General features: G+C 62.9%; 15 protein-coding genes and 1 pseudogene. 7 read left to right on the forward strand and 9 right to left on the reverse strand.

Going from position 1 to position 19868, the window contains the following annotated elements; translation table 11 throughout:
* Position 1: 1 nt before the first annotated feature.
* From NKI46_RS15295 to NKI46_RS15305, 3 genes are read right to left on the reverse strand one after another with little or no spacing between them, the layout of a single operon-like run.
* Positions 2-1228: an aminomethyl transferase family protein gene (locus tag NKI46_RS15295; protein ID WP_352746817.1), complete on the reverse strand. Its 1227-nt coding sequence runs from the start codon at positions 1226-1228 to the stop codon at positions 2-4.
* A 51-nt stretch (positions 1229-1279) separates the two neighbouring features.
* Positions 1280-2845, reverse strand: a complete 1566-nt coding sequence (locus tag NKI46_RS15300; RefSeq protein ID WP_352746818.1) for a phytoene desaturase family protein — start codon at positions 2843-2845, stop codon at positions 1280-1282.
* Positions 2832-4451 carry a phytoene desaturase family protein gene (locus NKI46_RS15305; RefSeq protein ID WP_352746820.1) on the reverse strand — a complete coding sequence of 540 codons (1620 nt, stop codon included), beginning with the start codon at positions 4449-4451 and terminating at the stop codon, positions 2832-2834. Before NKI46_RS15305 ends, NKI46_RS15300 begins: the two co-directional genes overlap by 14 nt.
* A gap of 201 nt (positions 4452-4652) precedes the next feature.
* Between NKI46_RS15305 and NKI46_RS15310 the strand changes: the two genes are divergently transcribed.
* The 5 genes from NKI46_RS15310 (at position 4653) to NKI46_RS15330 (ending at position 9783) form a co-directional block, all read left to right on the forward strand.
* The gene (locus tag NKI46_RS15310) at positions 4653-5453 is read left to right on the forward strand and encodes a class I SAM-dependent methyltransferase (RefSeq protein WP_352746823.1); all 801 of its coding nucleotides are present in this window, start codon (positions 4653-4655) and stop codon (positions 5451-5453) included.
* A 26-nt stretch (positions 5454-5479) separates the two neighbouring features.
* Positions 5480-6157: a transcriptional regulator BetI gene (gene betI, locus NKI46_RS15315; protein ID WP_352746825.1), complete on the forward strand. Its 678-nt coding sequence runs from the start codon at positions 5480-5482 to the stop codon at positions 6155-6157.
* A gap of 58 nt (positions 6158-6215) precedes the next feature.
* On the forward strand, positions 6216-7298 hold the full coding sequence (locus NKI46_RS15320) for an ABC transporter substrate-binding protein (protein WP_352746828.1): 1083 nt from the start codon (positions 6216-6218) through the stop codon (positions 7296-7298).
* A 116-nt stretch (positions 7299-7414) separates the two neighbouring features.
* The gene (locus NKI46_RS15325) at positions 7415-8491 is read left to right on the forward strand and encodes an extracellular solute-binding protein (RefSeq protein ID WP_023670074.1); all 1077 of its coding nucleotides are present in this window, start codon (positions 7415-7417) and stop codon (positions 8489-8491) included.
* The gene (locus tag NKI46_RS15330; protein WP_352746831.1) at positions 8488-9783 is read left to right on the forward strand and encodes a flavin monoamine oxidase family protein; all 1296 of its coding nucleotides are present in this window, start codon (positions 8488-8490) and stop codon (positions 9781-9783) included. Before NKI46_RS15325 ends, NKI46_RS15330 begins: the two co-directional genes overlap by 4 nt.
* A gap of 40 nt (positions 9784-9823) precedes the next feature.
* On the opposite strand, the pseudogene NKI46_RS15335 reads toward NKI46_RS15330, so the two are convergent.
* The 3 genes and pseudogenes from NKI46_RS15335 to NKI46_RS15345 form a co-directional block, all read right to left on the reverse strand.
* Positions 9824-10887 (reverse strand): annotated as a pseudogene (locus tag NKI46_RS15335) (ABC transporter ATP-binding protein).
* A gap of 91 nt (positions 10888-10978) precedes the next feature.
* Positions 10979-11803 carry an ABC transporter permease gene (locus NKI46_RS15340; RefSeq protein ID WP_023693704.1) on the reverse strand — a complete coding sequence of 275 codons (825 nt, stop codon included), beginning with the start codon at positions 11801-11803 and terminating at the stop codon, positions 10979-10981.
* The gene (locus NKI46_RS15345; protein ID WP_352746834.1) at positions 11800-12717 is read right to left on the reverse strand and encodes an ABC transporter permease; all 918 of its coding nucleotides are present in this window, start codon (positions 12715-12717) and stop codon (positions 11800-11802) included. Before NKI46_RS15345 ends, NKI46_RS15340 begins: the two co-directional genes overlap by 4 nt.
* A gap of 291 nt (positions 12718-13008) precedes the next feature.
* Here NKI46_RS15345 and NKI46_RS15350 point away from each other — a divergent pair, with 291 nt between their 5' ends.
* Complete coding sequence (locus tag NKI46_RS15350; RefSeq protein ID WP_352498128.1) at positions 13009-14421, forward strand: aminotransferase; 1413 nt, start codon at positions 13009-13011, stop codon at positions 14419-14421.
* A gap of 15 nt (positions 14422-14436) precedes the next feature.
* Here the strand turns inward: NKI46_RS15350 and NKI46_RS15355 are convergent, their stop codons facing one another.
* Positions 14437-15639, reverse strand: coding sequence for an aromatic ring-hydroxylating oxygenase subunit alpha (locus NKI46_RS15355; protein WP_023696407.1), 1203 nt, complete (start codon positions 15637-15639; stop codon positions 14437-14439).
* A gap of 503 nt (positions 15640-16142) precedes the next feature.
* Between NKI46_RS15355 and NKI46_RS15360 the strand changes: the two genes are divergently transcribed.
* A complete protein-coding gene (locus NKI46_RS15360) occupies positions 16143-16523 on the forward strand; it encodes a hypothetical protein (RefSeq protein WP_023670066.1) in 381 nt (126 codons plus the stop codon).
* 235 nt (positions 16524-16758) lie between these two features.
* Here NKI46_RS15360 and NKI46_RS15365 read toward each other — a convergent pair whose 3' ends face one another.
* Positions 16759-18849: a hybrid sensor histidine kinase/response regulator gene (locus NKI46_RS15365; RefSeq protein ID WP_023670065.1), complete on the reverse strand. Its 2091-nt coding sequence runs from the start codon at positions 18847-18849 to the stop codon at positions 16759-16761.
* A gap of 222 nt (positions 18850-19071) precedes the next feature.
* Positions 19072-19800 carry a response regulator gene (locus NKI46_RS15370; protein WP_023670064.1) on the reverse strand — a complete coding sequence of 243 codons (729 nt, stop codon included), beginning with the start codon at positions 19798-19800 and terminating at the stop codon, positions 19072-19074.
* Positions 19801-19868 lie beyond the last annotated feature (68 nt).

Below are 19868 nucleotides of genomic sequence, written 5' to 3' on the forward strand. Positions count from 1 at the left end.
ATCAGAAATCCGCCGGCGGATTGGCGGTGCGGCGGTCGAGCTTGATGAAGGGACGGGCCACCACCTTGGCCCGCTTCATCAGCTTCTGGTACTGCAACTCGCGCATTGCGTAGATCTCGACCCAGAGGTCTTCGACCATCCTATCACCATAGGGACGCGTCAGCGAGGCGATGGCGATATTGCGCTTGGCCATCGGCGACCACATGGCGGCGCTGACCAGCCCGACCTCCTGATGCTTCTTGTGATAGACGATGGCGTGTTCGGCCGGGATGTTGCCTTCGATCTCCAGCCCGACCAGCACATGGCGCAGCCTGCGTTTGGCACGGGCTTCGAGGATGGCGCGGCGGCCATTGAAATGGCCTTTTCCCAGGGCGACCATAAATCCGAGACCGATCTCGTCCGGCATGCGCAGACGGTCGGCGCGAATGGCATGGTCTGCGGTGGTGAAGTCGGCATTGGCGACGACCAGGCCGGCTTCCAGCCGGGCGCGGTTGAGGGCGGCGTAGCCGATGGCGCGGATGCCGCGCAGTTCGCCTGCCGTCATCAGGCGGTCCCAGAGGCTGAGCGCTTTTTCGGCCGGCACGAACAGTTCGTAGCCGAGATCGCCGGTGAAGCCGGTGCGCGAGATGGTGATAGTGCCGCCATCGTGCGGGAATTCGGCGAGATCGAACACTTTGAGTTTTTCAACGCCGGCGAAACCCGCCTCGTGCAGCACGGCGAAGGAGGTTGGGCCTTGCAGAGCGAGACCAGCGACGCTTTCAGTCTCTTCTTCGACGGTCACTTCGAAACCGATGGCGCTGTCGAGCAGCCAAGGCAGGTGCCGCTCCTGCGAACACAGGCGGAAGCGGGTCGGCGACAGCCGGAACAGCGTGCCGTCATCGAGGACAAAACCTTCGTCGTCGCACCATGCGGTGTAGTGGACGCGGCCCGGTTTCAGCTTGGTGACATCGCGCAGCGTGACGCGATCGAGGAAGGCTTCGGCATCCGGCCCCTCGATGCGGTATTTGGTCATCGGCGAGATGTCGAACAAAGCCGCCTGGCTGCGGATGGCGAAATATTCGAGTTCCTCGTCCCACAGCGAATGCGGCGCGCGATAGCCGGCCCAATTGTACCAGTCCTGAGTTTTGGCCAGCGCATCGATGCGCGGCTGGAACGGCGTGCCGAGACGCAGTGTGCGGAAATGCGACTGCGCTGTGGTGCGGGCGGCGTTGTTGATCGGACTCGTCATGACGGCATTCCTTCGCCGTAAAGTGCGGCGTTGACTGGCTGAAACATCCGATCATCCCTTCATCGCGATGATGCGCCGCGCCGCATTCAAACCGGGAGCACCCGAAACGCCGCCGCCCGGATGCGAACCGGCGCCGGCCAGGAACAGCCCCTCGATCGGCGTGTCGTAGCCCGACCAGCCGGAGACCGGCCGCGACATCAACATCTGGTCGGCCTGCAATTCGCCGTGGTGCCAATGGCCCCCCGGCATGCGGTAGTTGGCTTCGATATCGGCTGGCATCAAAAGCTCGGCATGCAGCACGGACTTGCCGATACCGGGGGCGTAGGCTTCGAGCTGCGCCATAACAGCTCTGAGGAATTTCGGCTTGCCGGCGTCCCAACCCTCTTTCAGCGCATAAGGCGCGTATTGCACGACAGCCGACAGTACACAGGCGCCGCTTGGCGCGAGCGACGGGTCGGAGAGCGACGGCAGTGTGATCTCCATCACCGGTTCGGCTGAGAACTCGCCATATTTCGACGGGTTGAAGGCGCGCTCGACATGGTCGGGCGAGGGCGCGATAACCAGACGGCCCTTGTGATTATCGGCGTCGACGCCGGAAAATTGCGGTGGCCGATCGAGCGCCAGATGGAGCTTCGCCGCGTCGCCCCTCATGCGGATGTTCTTTACCTTGCGCATGAAACCCGTGTCGATCTCGCGCGGGCCGACGAGATCGAGCATTGTGGTCGCCGGGTTGATGGCGGAGACGATCGTTCTGGCGTGCAGCACCTCGCCGCCGTCGAGGGTCACGCCGAGGGCACGGCCTTTCTCGACGACTATCCTGGCCGCGGGCGCTGCCGTGCGGACGGTGACGCCGGCTTTCTCCGCCGCCGCGCGGATCGCGGCGACGACTGCACCCATGCCACCTTTCGGCAGCGTCTGCGCGCCGGTTTTGCCGCCGGTCTCGCCGGCCAGCCGATAGTAGAGGCCGAGCAGGGAGGTCGGCGAACGCGGGCCGAGGTGGCTACCAAGCGTGGCGTCGAAGGCAAGCAGGCCCTTCAGCCTGATATCGGCAAGCTGCTCATCGAGCAGGTCGGCGACGTTCATCAGGAGCACCCGCAGGAAATCGCGCATGTCTTCCTTGCCGAGCTTTTTCAGCGCCACGGCCGTCTGGCCGAGCGCTGCGGTTTCAAGCAGCGACATGCCACCGAGATCGGGCGGGCGCCGCGACAGGAACGGTTTCAGGATGCCGGCGTAGCGCATGAGTTGCGCGCGCAATTCCTTCCAGGCGGACTGCTCGGACGGAGTGGAGCCGGTCAGCACTTCGCCATAGGCGCCATGCAGGACAAGCGGCGGGCCGTCCTTCGCCAAGGCGACCGACGGCATGAAGTCTGCGCGGGTGACCTGCAGCCCGTATTTCTCCAGCTCCAATGTCTTTACCACGTCGGGATGCAGACGGTTCAGCACATGGGCGATCGAGGAGACGCGAAAGCCAGGGGCGAACTCTTCGGTGCGCGCGGCCCCGCCGACTTCGGTCCCGGCTTCCAACACCAGCACCTTGCGGCCGGCCTTGGCCAGAGTGGCGGCAGCGACAAGGCCGTTATGGCCGCCGCCTATGATGATGGCATCAAATGACGTCATGGGCCGCGCTCATATGGGAGGTCGATTTGGCGAGGTCGCGCAGGATCTCGGCTGCTGCATTGCGGCCGGGTGCGCCCATGACGCCGCCGCCGGGATGGGTCGAGGAGCCGCACATATAGAGCCCGCCGACCGGCGAGCGGTATTGTGCGTAGCCCGGCACCGGCCGGTTGAACAGCAACTGGTCGAAGGTCAGCTCGCCCTGAAAGATGTTGCCTTCGGTGAGGCCGACCTCGGCTTCGATCTCGCGCGGCGTGCGAACCTCCATGTGAACGATGCGGTCGCGGAAGCCCGGCGAGTATTCCGCGATCTGCGCGACCACGCTTTCGGCGAAGCCGTCGCGGTCGGTATCGGTCCAGTCGCGGCCGTTCACCTTGGGCGGCGCGTACTGCACGAAGCAGCTCATGAAATGCTTGCCCGGCGGCGCCATGGTCGGGTCGAGCGTCGTTGGGATGACCATGTCGAGGAATGGGTCGGCCGACCAGCGACCGGCCTTCCAGTCGTCATAGGCGCGCTCCATGCGCTCCATGGAATCGGTGAAATGCATGTCGCCGCGATAAACAGGCGAATCCTTCGGCAGTGCCGGGAAATCGGGCAGCGAATCCAGCGCGATGTTGACCTTGCCGGAGGAGCCGCGGATCTTGAAATTCCTGACCCGACGCAGGAAAATGTCGGGCAGTTCCTTCTCCTCGACCAGTTTCAGGAATGTGCGTTTGATGTCGGCGTTGGAGACGACGAGCTTGCCGTAGACCTCCTCGCCGCCGGCCAGCACCACGCCCTTGGCCTTGCCTCGGCTTACCAGCACATGGTCGACCTCGGCGCCGGTACGGATGGTGCCGCCGGACCCCTTGAAGGAAGCGGCGAGCGCCTTGGTTACGGCGCCCATGCCGCCGCGCGCATAGCCCCAGGCGCCGACCGAGCCGTCGACCTCACCCATATAATGGTGCAGCAGCACGTAGGCTGTGCCGGGCGACATCGGCCCGAGCGCGGTACCGATGATGCCGGACAAAGCGAAGTTCGCCTTGATGACATCGGTCTCGAAATACTCGTCCAGGAATTCCGAGATCGACATGGTCCAGAAGCGCAGCGTCAGCGCCATTTCCTCTGATGACAGGCCGGCGAATTTCCTGCCGAGATAGAGAAGCTCGCCGACGTCGCGCGGCTTGAGACTGGTCGGGTCCGGTGCGGTGCGCATCAGCAGTGGCTGGATGAAGCGGCACTGCTGCGTCACGTCGCGCGAATAGCGGTCATAGGCCTCGGCGTCGCGCCTGGAGAAACGGGCAAATTCGCGCCGGTGCGCATCGTGATCGCGGTAGTTGGCGAGGTAGTCGCCATCTCGCGTGAACACGGCGCCGCCCTCATAGGAAATCACCTGCAAGCCGAAGCGCGGCAGTTCGAGGTCGCGCATGATTTCGGGGCGAAACAGCGAGCAGACATAGGAGCAGTTGGAGTAGAGGAAACCCGGTGTCAGTTCCCTCGATGTGGCGGCGCCGCCGACCCAGTCGTTCTTTTCCACCACCAGCACGTCGAGCCCGGCGCGTTGCAAATAGCAGGCGTTGACCAGGCCGTTGTGTCCGCCGCCGATGACGATCGCATCCCAAGCTTTCATTCGCGCCCAGCCTTCATGGTGCTCGACCCTTCATTTTCGCGTGATTTGTCGCCGAATGCGCGGAATTTGGCACGGCAGCGGCTATTCTGTCCAGCCATTCTGAATGAATGTTCAACAAATGATATTGCGTTTTCCTGTTAATACGCTACGCTTTGCCGGCATTCGAACCTGCGCAATTCGGCTGACGGGACTTAAGGTCTGATGATCGAAACGGCAGATGGCGAGCCGGAATATGACGACGCCGCGATCCGCTTCCTCGAGGTGCTGTGGGGCGAGGGTTATCTGTCGCCGGGCGGACCAGACGAGGTCGACCGGGTGGTCGAAGGGCTGTCGCTCAGGGGCAAGACGATCCTCGACATCGGCTGCGGCTCCGGCGGCATCGCGCTGCATCTGGTGGAGCGCCACGGTGCCGCTCATGCCACCGGCTTCGACATCGAGCGGCCGGTGCTCGAGGCGGCCAGCAAGCGTGCCGCTGTACGAGGGCTTTCAGACCGCGCCAGCTTCGTCCAGGCGCCGCCGGGGCCGCTGCCTTTTGCCGACGCTTCGTTCGATGTCGTCTTCTCCAAGGATGCGCTGGTGCACGTGCCCGACAAGGACGCGCTGTTTGCCGAAATCTTCCGTGTGCTGAAGCCGGACGGCGTCTTTGCCGCCTCCGACTGGCTGATCGGCCATGACGGCGAGCCGTCATCTGAGATGAAGGCCTATGTCGCGGCCGAAGGCCTGTCCTTCGCCATGGCCTCGCCGGCACGCTATGCGCAAGCGATGCGCAGCGCCGGCTTTGCCGATGTCGCCGTCAGAGACCGCAATTCTTGGTATCGCAAGGTCGCGCGCGGCGAACTGGAAAGGCTGAAAGGCCCGCTCTACGAGACGGCGGCAGCCGCGGTCGGAGCGGCCTATATCGACAAGAACATACGAACCTGGGAGGCCATGCAGAAGGTGCTTGACAGTGGCGAGCACCGTCCCACTCATCTTCGCGGGTGGAAGCCGGCTGTGGTGGGATAGCCGGCAATGTGGAGCATGACGGCAGGATGAAAGCTGCGCGCGAAGAGCGATCCTCCGACACGTCTGGAAAAACCGAACCGGAAAAACGCGGCCGCAAGGCGTCGAAGGAGGTCAGGCAACAGCAGCTGATCGAAGCGACCATCGATTCGCTGGCCAAGCGCGGTTATTCGGAAACGACGATGGCCGATGTCGCTGACGGCGCCGGCCTGTCGCGCGGCATCGTCAACTTCCATTTCGAGAGCAAGGAGAAGCTGCTCGTCGCCACGCTGGCCTATATGGCCGACGAATATGCGGCGCATTGGCGCGTCGCGCTGACCAAGGCCGGCGAGGATCCAGCCCGGCAGCTGCGGGCGCTGGTCGCCGCCGATTTCGACCGTTCGATCTGCAACAAGCGCAAGCTCGCGGCGTGGTGCGCGTTCTGGGGCGAGGCCAAGTCGCGGCCGACCTACCAGGCGCTGTGCGGCGCGCGCGACGCGGCCTACCAGAAGATCTTCATCGACCTCTGTGCCACGCTCAAGCAGGGCGGTGGTTATGCCTATGAGCCGCAGGTCATGGCGCTCGCGCTCAGCGCCATGCTGGAGGGCTTGTGGCTGCGGCTGATGATGGGCACCGAGGACGTCACCCGTGAGAGCGCGCTGCAGGCGGCAAACGAATTCCTGTCAGCCGCCTTTCCGAAACACTATCCGCCGGACAGCGGACGTTGACAACAACCGGCGGATCCAAGCCGGAGCGAACAATCAGAAACAAAGAGGATGGAACAGCATGAAAAGAACAACCCGACGCCTGACACTGACATTGGCGCTGACGGCGACGCTGGCGGCTTCGGCCGCCGCGCTTGCGGTCGCCGCCGACAAGGACCTGATCGTGTTCGACTGGTCCGGCTATGAGGACCCGAGCTTCCACCCCAGATATGTCGAGAAGAACGGCGACTCGCCGACCTTCGCCTTCTTCGGCGACGAGGACGAAGCCTTCGAGAAAGTGCGCTCCGGCTTCAAGGCCGATCTTGGTCATCCCTGCTCGCAGAGCGTGACAAAGTGGCGCGAGGCGGGGCTGCTGCAGCCGCTCGACACCTCGAAGATCACCGGCTGGAAGGATCTCAATCCCGGCATCATGGCAATGAAGGATCTGGCCACCACGTCGGACGGCAAGGCCTGGTTCATGCCGTGGGACTGGGGCAACACCCAGCTCACCTACAACTCCGACAAGATCGACGCGAAGGATGTGCAGTCGCTGAAGGCCTTCGCCGATCCCAAGTTCAAAGGGCGGGTCTCAATCGGCGACAATGTCGACGACGCCTATGCGCTGGCCAACCTTGCCATCGGGCTCAAGGACTGGACCAAGATGACGGACAACCAGTTCAAGCAGGCTTCCGACTTCCTGCGTCAGGTGCACAAGAATGTCCGCTCCTACTGGACCGATACCACCGACGTCGTCCAGTTGCTGAGCGGCGGCGAGGTCGATCTCGCCTGGGCATGGAACGATGCCACGGTACAGTCCGTCGCTGCCGGTGTGCCGATCAAGTCCAAGAAGGATACCGACGAAGGCATCTCGACCTGGGTCTGCGGCTACGTGCTGTTCAAGGACGCACCCGGCAATGTCGACAAGGCCTATGACTACCTCAACGCGATCAACGATCCCGAGACCGCCAAGGTGCTGGTCAAGGACTGGGGTTATGGCCAGGCCAACGCCAAGGGCATGGCCGGCGTCGACCCGGCGATCCTGAAAGAAAAGGGCTATGACGACGTGCAGAAATTCGTCGACAAGACCCTGTTCCAATCGCCCGTGCCGTCGTCGCTCAAGCTCAAGATGATCGCCGAATTCGAGAAGATCAAGGCAGGCTACTAAAGCTCTGTCCGGCCTCCTCCGTCTGCCTGTCAGTGCGCCGGGCAGACGGTCTCGCCAAGGCCGCTGAAATTCCGTAACGTCGCCCGGCCGCTTTTCGCGATGAGGAGTTTCGCGCCATGAATTCCATGCTTCGCCGCCTCGCCCTTGCCGCTGCTCTTACAGTCGGCGCCGGCGCCGTGCTTGCTTATGCCGAAGGCGGCGGCGACCTCGTCGTGTTCGACTGGTCAGGCTATGAAGATCCGTTGCTGCACCCCGACTACACCGCCAAATACGGCGCCGAGCCGACCTTTGCTTTCTTCGGCGACGAGGAGGAAGCGTTCCAGAAGATGCGCGCCGGCTTCAAGGCCGACATCGCCCACCCCTGCTCGCAAAGCGTGACCAAGTGGCGCGCGGCCGGCATTCTGCAACCGCTCGACACCTCCCGGATCGCCGGCTGGAAGGATCTCAATCCCGGCATCATGGCGATGAAGGATCTCGCCGTCACCGCCGACGGCAAGGCCTGGTTCATGCCGTTCGACTGGGGCAACACTTCGCTGCTCTACCGCACCGACAAGGTCACGGCGGAGGAAGCGCAGTCGCTGAAGATTTTCGCCGATCCCAAATTCAAGGGCCGCGTCACCATCGGCGACAATGTCGATGACGCCTATGCGCTGGCCAGCCTAGTCATCGGCCTCAAGGACTGGACCAAGATGACCGACGCGCAGTTCCAGGAGGCGTCCGCCTTCCTGCGTGACGTCCACAAGAACATCCGCTTTTACTGGACCGACGACACCGACCTCAACCAGGCCTTTACCGGCAATGAGGTCGACCTCGTCTGGGGCTGGAATGAGACCTTCGTGACGCTCAAGGGCCAAGGCATGCCGATCGCCATGAACCGCGACACCAGGGAAGGCATATCCACCTGGGTGTGCGGCTATGTGCTGATGAAGGATGCGCCGGGCAAGCTCGATCAGGCCTATGATTTCCTCAGTGCGGTCAACGCGCATGCCGTGTCCGATTACTTGGTCAAGACCTTCGGCTACGGCCACGGCAACAGCGCCGGGATGGCCGCGATCGACCATCAGGTGCTGAGCGACCGTGGCTTCGACAATCTCGACAAGTTCTTGGACAAGACGCTGTTCCAGCAGCCGGTGCCGCCTGAGCTCAAGCAGCGCATGGTCACGGAATTCGAGAAGATCAAGGCCGGCTATTGAGCGACAGGACTGAAAGAACCGATGTCGTCATCGTCGGCGCCGGTTTCACCGGCCTGTCGGCTGCGCTTGAGCTCAGAAAGGCCGGCATCGATGTCGTGCTGCTCGAGGCACGCGACCGCGTCGGCGGCAGGGTCGAGGCTATTCGCAACGGGCTTGGCGAGCGCATCGACAGCGGCGGACAGTTTTTCTGCGAAGACATGCCGGAGGTCACGGCGCTTGCCGCGTCCCGTGGCAAGGCCTTCGTCGAAACCTATGTGAATGGCGATTTCATCACCCATCCATCGCTGTCGGTCGAAGAGGCCGAACGGACCTATCATGGCGCGATGGCAATCCGCGAGCGGATGAATGCGATCGAGCCGGACGATCCCTCGATCGCCGGCATGAGCGCTGCCGCCTGGCTCGAACGCCAGCCTGATCCCACTGACGCCAAGACGGCTTTCCGCTCGATGATCGAAGGCCTGTGGTGCCTGGCGATGGACAAGGTGCCGCTGTGGTACCTCATCGACAATGACCGCCGCATCACCAACGAGGTGCCCGAGCTGCAATATTCGCTGCTCGAAACCATGCAGTCGCTGGCCGAGGACATGGCGGGAGATCTCGGCGACAGGGTTTGGCTGAACGAACCGGTTACGCGCATCGAGCACGGGCCGCAACGGGTTCGTGCCGTCTCGGCGAGCAGCGCCATCGAAGCGCGAAAAGTGCTGGTCGCGCTGCCGCCGGCGACGGCCGCGAAGCTGGATTTCGCGCCCGCTCTGCCGCCGGCTCTCGCAGAGGCGCTCGGCGTCTGGGAAAGCGGCGCGGTGATCAAGATCCTGGTGCGCTATCCCACGCCGTTCTGGCGCGAGCGCGACCTGTGCGGCATGGTGATGTGGCGCGACCTGCCGGGCCTGTTCGCCTGTGACGCCAGCAAGGATGCGCAACATGCCGCGCTGGTCGTCTTCGTCGGCGGACCGCTGGCCTTGCATTGGCGTCCGCTCGCGGACGCGGCGCTGCGTGCGGAGGTCACGGCAAGGCTCGTTGATGCCCTTGGCCCGGAGGCGGCCGACATTATCGATTTCAGCCAGCGCGACTGGATCGATGACCGCTGGAGCGGCGGCGCCTACAGCGACCTTATTGTCGATGTGACGGCACGGGATGCCGAGCGCACGATCCGTGCCGGCGCTGCCCCGGTTCATTTAGCATCGTCGGAACTGTCGCCGTCATTCCCGGGCTATGTCGAAGGCGCTATCGTGATGGGGCGGATCGCAGCCAAACAGATCGCGACGGAACTTAAAATTCTTAGTGGAGCATGATCTTATTCCGAAAACCGGTTCCCACTTTTCGGGATCATGCTCAGTCCGCCATCGCCACCAGGGCCTCGGGATCGTAGCCGAGGCGGATCGAAGTGCCGACGGGGATATCGTCGGCGCCGAAATCGTTGGTCTCGGTGACCGACAGTGGCTTTTCCAATCCGGGTATCTCGACGATGAGGTGGGTGATCTCGCCAAAATAGTGGCGTTCGACCACCTTGCCGGCCACTTCGAATTTCGCCGTCGCATTGTCCCACAGCACGCGCAATCGCTCCGGCCTGATGCCCAGAGTGGCGCCGCCGCCATTGCGCACGAAGGCCTTCGGCTTGTCGGTCCGGACTCGGCCGAAGCCCAGCGTGTCGACGACCAGCGAGGCGGCATTCTCCTCGACGATTTGCGCTTTTACAAAATTCATGCCGCCGAGGAAGTCGGCGACCTGACGGTTGACCGGCCGCTGGTAGATTTCCTTGGGCGAGGCGACCTGGGCGATCTTGCCGCCGAACATTACGGCGATGCGGTCGGACATAGCGAGCGCCTCATACTGGTCATGGGTGACCAGCACGAAGGTGATGCCGACCGCCTGCTGCAGGCGGCGCAGTTCGACCTGCATCTGCTCGCGCAATTTCTTGTCGAGAGCCGACAGCGGCTCGTCGAGCAGCAGCACCTTGGGCCGCATCACCAGGGCGCGGGCGAGCGCCACGCGCTGGCGCTGGCCGCCCGAAAGCTCGGTGGCGAGGCGTTTGCCGAGGCCGGTGAGCGACACCTGCGCCAGCGCTTCCTCGACGCGGCGCTTTTCTTCCGTTCCTCCCAGCCTGAGCCGTTTCAGCCCATAGGCGACATTCTGCTCGACATTGAGATGCGGGAAGATGGCATAGCTCTGGAATACCATGTTGGTCGGCCGGCGGTTGGCGGGGATGCCTTCCATCGACTGGCCGCCGACCGAGATCGAGCCGCTGGTCGGGTTGTCGAAACCGGCAATCATGCGCAGCAGCGTGGTCTTGCCGCAGCCGGAAGGGCCGAGCAGCGAAAAGAACTCGCCCTCCTTGATGGTCAGCGAGGCGTCGTCGAGCGCCTTGAACTGCGGGTAACGCTGCGGATTTCGATCATTGCTCGGTCGGTTTGGGGTCGATCAGATTGGGCCCGCTCGGACTTATCTTGCTTGGATGGCTCATCCTGAGGCCGTTCGGCCCGGGACTGCTCAGGCATAGAGGCCTCCCTCGCTCTGGGTGCGTCTGGCCGCATGGCGGCGCAGGATCTCGGCAACGGTCATCAAAACGAAAGAGGCAACCAGCAGCAGCGTGCCCAGCGCCAACACACCCGGCAGCTTGGCGGCAAAGCGCAGCTGGCCCCAGATATAGATCGGCAGCGTCGTCTCGGTGCCGGTCAGGAAGAAAGCGATGACGAACTCGTCGAGCGAGATGGTGAAGCAGACCAGGAGGCTGGAAATGATCGCCGGCGCCACCATCGGCAGCGTCACCCGCCGGAAGGTGCCGAAGGCACTCTCGCCGAGATCGGCGGAGGCCTCTTCGAGGCTGCGGTCGAAACCCTCGAAGCCTGCGGTCAGCACCGTCATCGAATAGGGAATGCAGATCAGGACATGGCCGAGTACGACGGTGAACAGCGAAAGGCTTAAGCCCAGTTGCAGCATGACCAGCAGCATGGAGATGGCGAGGATGATTTCCGGCAGCACCAGCGGCGCCATGATCAGGCCATTGATTGTGCGGCGGCCGGGATAGCGGTAGCGGGTGATCGAGCGGGCGGCGAGGATGCCGAGCAGCGTCGCCAGCACCGATGCCGAGATACCGACGATCAGGCTGTTCCAGGCGGCGTCAAGCAGCGCCGGCGTCTTCGGCAGGTCTTGGTACCATTTCAGCGTATAGCCGGTGAGAGGAAATTTTGGCGTCGGCGCGGTGTTGATCGAGAAGATCGGCAGGAAGATCACCGGCAGATAGAGAAAGACGACGTAGAGGAGGGCGTAGGCGGACAGCCAGCCGCCGGGGAAAAGGCGCCGCCTCGCTGTCATCGCGCCAGCCTCTGCAGCGCGCGGATGATGAGCACGGTGGCGCCCGCCATCAGCGTCACGACCAGCATGGTGGTCACGGACAGTGCCGCGCCGAGTGGCCAGTTGGAGGCCTTATGGAACTGCGACTCGATGGCATTGGCGATCATCACGCCATCCTTGCCGCCGACCAGCCTTGGGGTGACGTAGTCGCCGACGGTGGGGATCATGACGATGAGAGCGGCCGAGATGACGCCCGGCGCCGACAGCGGGAGCGTCACGCGCAGGAAGGAGCGCAGCGGGCGGTCGCCAAGATCGGTGGCAGCCTCGACCAAGGTGCGGTCGACCTTCTCGAGCGAAACGAAGATCGGCAGGATGGCGAAGGCCGCCCAGGCGTGTGTGAGCGTGATGATGACGGCGCTGGAATTGTAGAGTAGCGCGGTTGATGGTTCGTCGATGATGCCGAGGCCCATCACGCCGGAATTCAGCACGCCATTATAGCCGAGGATGACTTTCCATGACATCACGCGCAGGAGATAGCTGGTCCAGAACGGGATGGTGATCAGGAACAGCCACAGGCTCTTGTGGCGACCGCCATGGAACGAGATGAAATAGGCGATCGGATAGGCGAGGATGACGGTGAAAAAGCTCACCGTCAGCGAAATGTAGAGCGAGCGCCAGAGCAGATCGCGGTAGATCGGCTCGGTCAGCGCGATGCGATAATTCTCCAGCGTGAATGTATGGTCGATGGTGAGGTAGTTCTGCGTCCAGAAGGAGTGGGCGAAGACCACCAGGATCGGCACCAGCAGCAGGATCAAAGCGTAGACCAAGGTCGGGCTGATCAGGGCAAGGCCCTGGACGGACTCGGACTGCAGAAGGGCGTTTCGCCTTGCTCGCGTCATGCGCCGCGTGGACACCCCTTCGGCAGCTACCGTCATTGCAGCGACCCGGGCGTGATCTCGGTTGCTGGCTCGAACTGTTCCGCCATGATGCTCCCATCGACCGGGCCGGCTGCCTGTTCCCAATTTTTGCGGAGCGCGCTTTGCTGGTTGCGCTCAAGCTTGCCGGCTTTCTTTCATCATGAGCGCATCCGTGCATTGAAATCAAGCGCTATTTCTGTAATATTGATTGAACGGACATTCAAAATGAAGTGAAGAAAGCCGGCTTTCCTGCCCTTGGCGCTTCGCTTTCTGTCCGGTGAAATTACGCTCAGACGATGCGAGGCAATGATGGCGGCTGCAAGAGACCTAAGAGCGATGGAAATGGCTGACGGTGGCGATGCGGTCGAGCTGGCCAAGCGCCATCTCATCCAGCCCTGGCCTTATGCCGGCTCGGTCGGCAATGAAGCGCGTGCGCTGATCGGCGAGGGCGATGGCATCTACCTCACCGATGTAACAGGCAAGCGACTGATCGACGGGCCGGCCGGCATGTGGTGCATCAATGTCGGCCACCGCCGCGAGGAGCTGGCCAGGGTGATGTACGACCAGGCGATGATGCTGTCCTACAACACGCCCTGGTATACGATGAATGCGCCGTCGGCCGAGCTCGCCAAGCGCCTCGCCGATCATGCGCCGGGCGATCTCAGCCATACCTTCTTCACCACCGGCGGATCGTCGGCTGTCGAGACGGCACTGCGCTTCATGCAGTTCTACAACAATGTGCGCGGGCGGCCGGAAAAGAAGCTGATCCTCAGCCGCGGCGGCGCCTATCACGGCTCGACCTATCTGTCGGCCTCGCTCAACGGCCGGCCGCGCGACCGCGACTGGATGGACGGCGCCGACGATCTGGTCGTCAAACTGTCCTCGCCAGACCCGTTCCGGCGGCCGAAAGGCATTGACATCGCCGCCTTCTGCGATTTCCTGGTCGATCAGTTTCGCGATGCGGTCGCCCGCGTCGGCGCAGAGAAGATCGGTGCTTTCGTCGGCGAACCGGTGCAGGCATCCGGCGGCGTCGTCGTGCCGCCGGATGGCTATCTCAAGCGCATTCGCGAAATCTGCAGGGACAACGATATCCTCTATATCTCCGATGAGGTGGTGACCGGCTTCGGGCGGCTCGGCCATGTCTTTGCCTCCGGCGATGGCTTCGGCATCGACCCCGACATGATCACCTTCGCCAAGGGCGTTACATCAGGCTATTTCCCGCTTGGCGGCGTCATCATCTCGGAGCGGCTGCTTCAGGAAATGCGCCGTTCCAACCATCCCGATGCGATGTTCGGCCATGGCCTGACCTATACCAGTCATCCCATCGGCTGCGCGGTGGCGCTGAAGAACCTCGATATCCTGGAAGACAGCGTGCTGGCCCACACGCGCGATGTCGCGCCCTATTTCCAGGCGCAGTTGAAGACGCTGGAGGAACTGCCGCTGGTTGGCGAAGTCCGCGGCATGGGCCTGATGGGCTGCGTCGAGTGCGTAGCCGACCGCGAAAGCAAGGATCCGCTGCAGCTCGACAAGGATGTCGGCAAGCGCATCGACGCGCATTGCCACGAACTCGGCCTCCTGGTCCGGCCGCTGATCAACATGTGCGTGATGTCGCCGCCGCTGATCATCACGCGAGAGCAGATCGACGACATGGTGGCGATCCTGCGCGAAGGCATTTCGCGGACCATGGACGATCTGCGCAAAGAGGGCGTGTGGCAGGGGTGACTGGCAGTTCCGCCCCTACACCTGCGAGCGCATAGCCTCATTGAGGTTCCACATGTCCTTCTCCTCCGGCGCCGTCTCCAGGCCCAGCACCGGGATCTGCTTGCGCAGATGGTCGTGGTGGGTGCGCACACCGTATTCGAGGTCGGAGAGATAAAAACCCTCGAAGGCCTCCGAGATCATGGACTCGTTTGACCAGACGGAAAGCTGCACGTCCTCGTTCATGGTATCGCGGTCGATGCGGTAGGCGAGATAGCGGGCGGCCGCCTGTTCCCGGGTCTCGTCGGGGTAGCGGTAGATGGCGCCGCGCAGCAGCGTCTCGCCGGTCGACAGCGGGAACTCCTGATAGAACTGCACCGATTCCGGCATGATCGACAGCGCGTTGTTGGGGAAGATGCCGTAATAGATCCAGGCCCTGCGCAGATGCTCCGGCAGGTGTGAGGCATCGGGCGTGAGCTTGATGTATTCGCGCACGCTCCAGCGCCGGCCGGCATGCGGATTGTAGGTGGCAAACGAGCGCGACACGCCGTTGATGAACGGCTCGTCGAAATAGGTCGAGCCGTAGAGATCCTGCAGCGCCGGATGCGCCATGGCGACGTGGTAGCCTTCATTGTCGACGTCGCGCACCGACTTCCAGTTGACCGGCGTTTTCTGTGTCCAGATGCCCCAGGACGGCACCATCTCGGCCACGTTGTAGTGTGCCATCTCGGCCTCGATCGGCTTCAACAGTTCGGCCACCGAAGGCTGCGGGCCGCCCTTGCGAAAGCGGACAAAGATGAAGCCCATCCATATCTCAAGGTCGAGCGGCATCAGGCCGAATTCGGTCTTGTCGAGCTCGGGGAAGGAGCGCGGCCGGGCGGCGCCGCGCAGCGTGCCGTCGAGATTGTAGACCCAGCCATGGAACGGGCAGACCAGCGCGTTCTTGCAGGTGCCCTGGCTGTCGGCGACGACGCGGCTGCCGCGATGCCGGCACATGTTGTTGAAGGCGCGCACGACGCCGTCCTTGCCGCGCACGATGAGCGCCCGCTCGCCGACCACGTCCATAGTCAGATAGTCGCCGGCATTCGGCACGTCGCAGACATGGCCGGCGATCTGCCAATGGTTGCGGAAGACGTATTCCTTCTCAAGTTCGAGAAGCGCGTCGGAGTGATAACTCCAGCCCGGCAGACCCCGCCGGTCCCAATCATTGGGGATCGCCACGTCACGGAGATGCGGGTTCATAAAAAAGCTCTTCTTTTATTGAATACTCATTCAATAAAACCATATTTTACATTGAAATGCAATGGCTTGTAGAAATCACAACTTTTCAAGTCGGCACAACAGGACCAGCTGAAAGCCAGAAAATCCCGGAATATCCGGGCGTTAACCGGGGGCGTGAAATAGCTGTCCGGCATGCGGATTTGGCCGTGCCGAGCTTGCAAACACGGCCCGCTCCGAGACGAAAATACCTGGCGTCCGCAAATTCGATCCGCAGTGTGAGCTTGTTCATAGTGCGGCCGACAGGAAGCGGGCTTGGTGCGTTCGCGGCCCGCCTGTCGTCAACATTTGATTGCCCGGATGAAACAGCTTCGCAAACGCATCTTGCCGTCGGCACATGACCGGATCTGTCCGGATATGCCCGAATTTCTTGTTTCAAACCTGTTACGCGGGCAAGCCAAGCGCATCATTCGCCCGTTACCAGGCGCGCTTAGGTTCGTTTCATAAGAAAACGAAGGGGAGCAGCAATGCATACGAAAGTCGAGATCACTAGCAACGAACGACGCGCCAAACTGGCACTGCGTCAGCGCGCCAGCGACCATCCGGTTGCGATGTTCTCCATGCTGGGCGCCTGCGCTCTGGCCGTCATGTTCCTGACACCGGCTTCCGGTCCGGCTTTTGCTTCGCTCAACCCGCCGGCCAATGTTGTCCAGGGCGCGCCGACCACCATCAAGACCGCCCGGCTGCCGGAGCCGGAAATCGATTTTGCCTGCCAGGGTCAGGCCTGGGGCGCCGAGAGCGCGGAGTGCCTGCGCGTCATCGCCGCCCAGTCCGGCGTGCACAAGGCGCGTTCCGTCCGCATGATCGCCAACGCAGCGCCGCTGACCACGACACCCAACGTTTTCTGAACCTCCCGAGCGCTTCCTCCCGCGCTCGTTCTTGGCTCCCGCCGCTTCCCTCGGTCGGGAGCCTCTTTTTTAGGGCCTATCGATATTCGGGTGAGGCCGGCCTGCGCATGGAGGTTCCCTGCGCTTCCGGTGCTCGCGTACTTCAAGTACGCTCCGCTCCGGTTCTCGGGAACCACCATTCTCGACTCGGCCTGACCCGAATCTCGATAGACCCTACATGGGTGCTTCCGAAAACTTAGCCGGCGGCGGCGACCTGGTCGGCTATTGCCGAGAGTACGCCGCGGACGTCCAGCGTCGAGAACGGCTTTTCCAGGATTTGCGGGCGCTGCGGCGCCGGCAAGGCTTCGATCTCGGCCTTGGCGCCGATCAGGTCGCCGGTGACCAGCACGAAGCGTTTGGCCAGCGCCAGGTTGTCGGCGAGCAATTCGCGGTAGATGGCAATGCCGCTGGTGCCGGGCATGCGCAAGTCGGAAAAGACGATGTCTGGCGGCATGTGGCCGGTCAAGGTCGCCGCCGCCGACGTCCAGGCCGGCACGACCCGCGACTTGATACCCATCAGTTCCAGGATGTCGGAGAGGGAGCCGGCGACGTCGGGTTCGTCGTCGATGATCAGCGCATGGCGCAAGCCGCTGGAACGAGCCGGGCTGTCGCCGGCTGCTGCCGCGCCGCCGGTGATTACCGGCAGCTGGACGACGAAGCGCGCGCCACGCGGCAGCACCTCCTCGAACCAGATATTGCCGTTGTGGCGCTCGACGATCGATTTCGAGATCGACAGGCCGATGCCGGTGCCGACGCCGACCGGCTTGGTGGTGAAATAGGATTCGAAGATGCGGCTGCGGATCGCCTCGGGAATGCCCGGTCCGTTGTCCTCGACCGAAAACCCGGGGTTGCCGCGATCGCTGCGGAATGTCCGCACCTTGATCAGGCGGTCGCCGCCGATACCGGCCAGAGCGTGTTGGCTGTTGATCAGGAAATTGGCGGCCACCTGCGTGACGTGGTCGGCATCGGCCATCGCCAGCAGCGGGCCGGGCGCGAAATCGGTGTCGATGATGATGCCGCTCGAGCGTGCGCCATAGGCGGTTACTTCGAGTGCGGCGCGGATCACCTGGTTGAGATCGGTCTCGGCCTGCGCCGCCGGATGCAGGCGCACCATCGACAGGAAGCTTTTGACGATGCGGCCGCAGCGCTCGGCAGCGGCGCGCACTTTCTCGGCGCGAACCTTGGTCTGCGGGTCGGTGGCGAATTCATGCAGCAGCGTCGACTGCGCAACGACCACGGCGAGCGGGTTGTTGAGCTCGTGCGAAACACCGGCCAGCAGTGAACCCATCGCCGCCATCTTCTCGTTCTGGTGCAGTTTTTCGCGCTGGCGGTTGATCTCTTCTTCGGCGCGCAGCTTATCGCGCAGATCGCGGATCGAACCGAAGATGAGCTGACGGTCAGCCACCCGCATCTCGGTCGCCGTCAATTCGATGGGAAACACCTCGCCGGCCGCATTCTGTGTCACGGTCTCAAGCCGTTGGCCAACCATCGGCGCGCCGCGGCCAGACATGTATTCGGCGCCCGAGACATAGCCCTTGCGGTAATATTCCGGCACCACGGTATCGAGCAGGTCCTTGCCGAGGATGTCGCTGCGCTGATAGCCGAACATCTTTTCGGCGGCCGGATTGAATTCGATGATCGAGCCGGTCTCGTCGATGACGATGATGGCGTCGAGCGACGCCTGCAGCATGGTGCGGCGGATGACTTCGCTGGCATGGGCGTCGGACGGCGAGTGCTCGATGGCGTCGCCGATGGCGAGCGCGATGATGTGCATCGTCGCCTCTTCCTCTTCGGTCCATTCGCGCTCGTTTAGGCAGTCATTGACCGCGAACGTGCCCCACAGATGACCGTGCGCGAACACCGATACCGACAGGAACGACTTGATGTGCTGCTTTTCGAAATCGGCCCTGAGGAACCCGTCGAGATCGCGCGTATGGCCGGCGAAGATCTTGCCTTGCCGCTCGTCCTCTCCAATCCGCTCCAGCAGCGGATCGGTATCGACGATCGACTGCATGATCACCGTCGGCGAAGCCAGTTCGCCGCCGAAGCGAGGATCGATCCAGTAGGCGGCGACCGATTGGGCGAAGCCCTGGCCGGGCAATTCGCGCAGCCTGAACAGGATGCCGCGCTGGCAATTCATGGCGCTGCAGAGCGTTTCGAGGATGGTTTCCATCTCGCGCTGCCAGTCGCCGGCATCGCGCAACCGGCGGACGACGCGCACAGCCGCCATCGCGGCGCTCTGGCGAGCGCCTTGCGGGTCCATACGTGGTGCTGGTTCAGCGGTCATGTCAGCCATCAGTAAAGGGCCGTCGAATTAGGCAGCTATGGAGCATTTCACGAAAAAGGTGAAACGCTCCATGTTTCAATGCAATCCCGAACGGAAATCGCTACGCACTGTTCCTGGAATTGCTAGAGCGTTTCACCGTTTCACGGAAACGGAGAAGCCTCTATCTCTTTGTTTTTACGCAATTCCGGGCGGAAAACCGCGTACACTTTTCCTGTAATTGCTCTAGTGCCCGTCACCGGTCGGCAGCGAGAAGATATAGCCTTCGCCGCGCACTGTGCGCAAAAATTTCGGATTGGCCGGATCGGTTTCGATCTTCTTGCGCAGCCGCATGATGCGAATGTCGACGGCGCGCGACGATTCAGGATCCTCAACAAAACCAATCGCCTCGGAGATCGCCGATCGCGTCAACAGCCGGTTGGCGCGGGTCAGGAAAACCTCCAGCACATCGAACTCGCTCTTGGCCATGTCGATGACGGCGCCGTTGGCGCCGGTGACAAGCCTGCCGTCGAGGTCGGCCTGGAACGGGCCGAAGGTCAGGCGGCGGCCGCCATCGGCTTGTGTCTTCGCCGCCTGGGGCGGGCTCGGCTGCGGAACGCGGCGCAGCACGCTGCGCACACGAGCCAGCACCTCACGCAACTCGTAGGGCTTGACGATGTAGTCGTCGGCGCCAAGCTCCAGCCCGACAATGCGGTCGAGTGCGGTGCCGGCAGCCGTGGCATAGATGATGCCGACCGGTATTTTCGAGCGCAGCCAGCGGCCGAGCGACAGTCCGTCCTCGCCCGGCATGGCGATGTCGAGAATGGCCAAATGAAACGATTCCGTCTCCAGCAAGGCGCGCGCCTCGGCCGCGCTTCCGGCCTGGGTCACATCGTAGCCGTTGGCGCCGAGATACTCGGCGACCGCGTCCCGGAGATCGGGCTCGTCCTCGACGATGACAATCCGTGCCCGCACTATGGCCTCGCTCCCGCTTTCAGCGGAAAGTAGATTGGGTATAAACATGATGTCCAGCACTCATATCC

Source organism: Mesorhizobium sp. M0615, assembly GCF_040320805.1.
Classification (GTDB): domain Bacteria; phylum Pseudomonadota; class Alphaproteobacteria; order Rhizobiales; family Rhizobiaceae; genus Mesorhizobium.

What these genes read in the sequence shown, in the direction of transcription:
- NKI46_RS15305 (WP_352746820.1), bottom strand. Translation starts at nt 4,451, where the DNA reads ATGAAAGCTTGGGATGCGATCGTCATCGGCGGCGGACACAACGGCCTG.
- betI (WP_352746825.1), top strand. Translation starts at nt 5,480, where the DNA reads ATGAAAGCTGCGCGCGAAGAGCGATCCTCCGACACGTCTGGAAAAACC.
- NKI46_RS15355 (WP_023696407.1), bottom strand. Translation starts at nt 15,639, where the DNA reads ATGAACCCGCATCTCCGTGACGTGGCGATCCCCAATGATTGGGACCGG.
- NKI46_RS15360 (WP_023670066.1), top strand. Translation starts at nt 16,143, where the DNA reads ATGCATACGAAAGTCGAGATCACTAGCAACGAACGACGCGCCAAACTG.
- NKI46_RS15320 (WP_352746828.1), top strand. Translation starts at nt 6,216, where the DNA reads ATGAAAAGAACAACCCGACGCCTGACACTGACATTGGCGCTGACGGCG.
- NKI46_RS15340 (WP_023693704.1), bottom strand. Translation starts at nt 11,803, where the DNA reads ATGACAGCGAGGCGGCGCCTTTTCCCCGGCGGCTGGCTGTCCGCCTAC.
- NKI46_RS15300 (WP_352746818.1), bottom strand. Translation starts at nt 2,845, where the DNA reads ATGACGTCATTTGATGCCATCATCATAGGCGGCGGCCATAACGGCCTT.
- NKI46_RS15365 (WP_023670065.1), bottom strand. Translation starts at nt 18,849, where the DNA reads ATGACCGCTGAACCAGCACCACGTATGGACCCGCAAGGCGCTCGCCAG.
- NKI46_RS15295 (WP_352746817.1), bottom strand. Translation starts at nt 1,228, where the DNA reads ATGACGAGTCCGATCAACAACGCCGCCCGCACCACAGCGCAGTCGCAT.
- NKI46_RS15345 (WP_352746834.1), bottom strand. Translation starts at nt 12,717, where the DNA reads ATGACGGTAGCTGCCGAAGGGGTGTCCACGCGGCGCATGACGCGAGCA.
- NKI46_RS15350 (WP_352498128.1), top strand. Translation starts at nt 13,009, where the DNA reads ATGGCGGCTGCAAGAGACCTAAGAGCGATGGAAATGGCTGACGGTGGC.
- NKI46_RS15310 (WP_352746823.1), top strand. Translation starts at nt 4,653, where the DNA reads ATGATCGAAACGGCAGATGGCGAGCCGGAATATGACGACGCCGCGATC.
- NKI46_RS15325 (WP_023670074.1), top strand. Translation starts at nt 7,415, where the DNA reads ATGAATTCCATGCTTCGCCGCCTCGCCCTTGCCGCTGCTCTTACAGTC.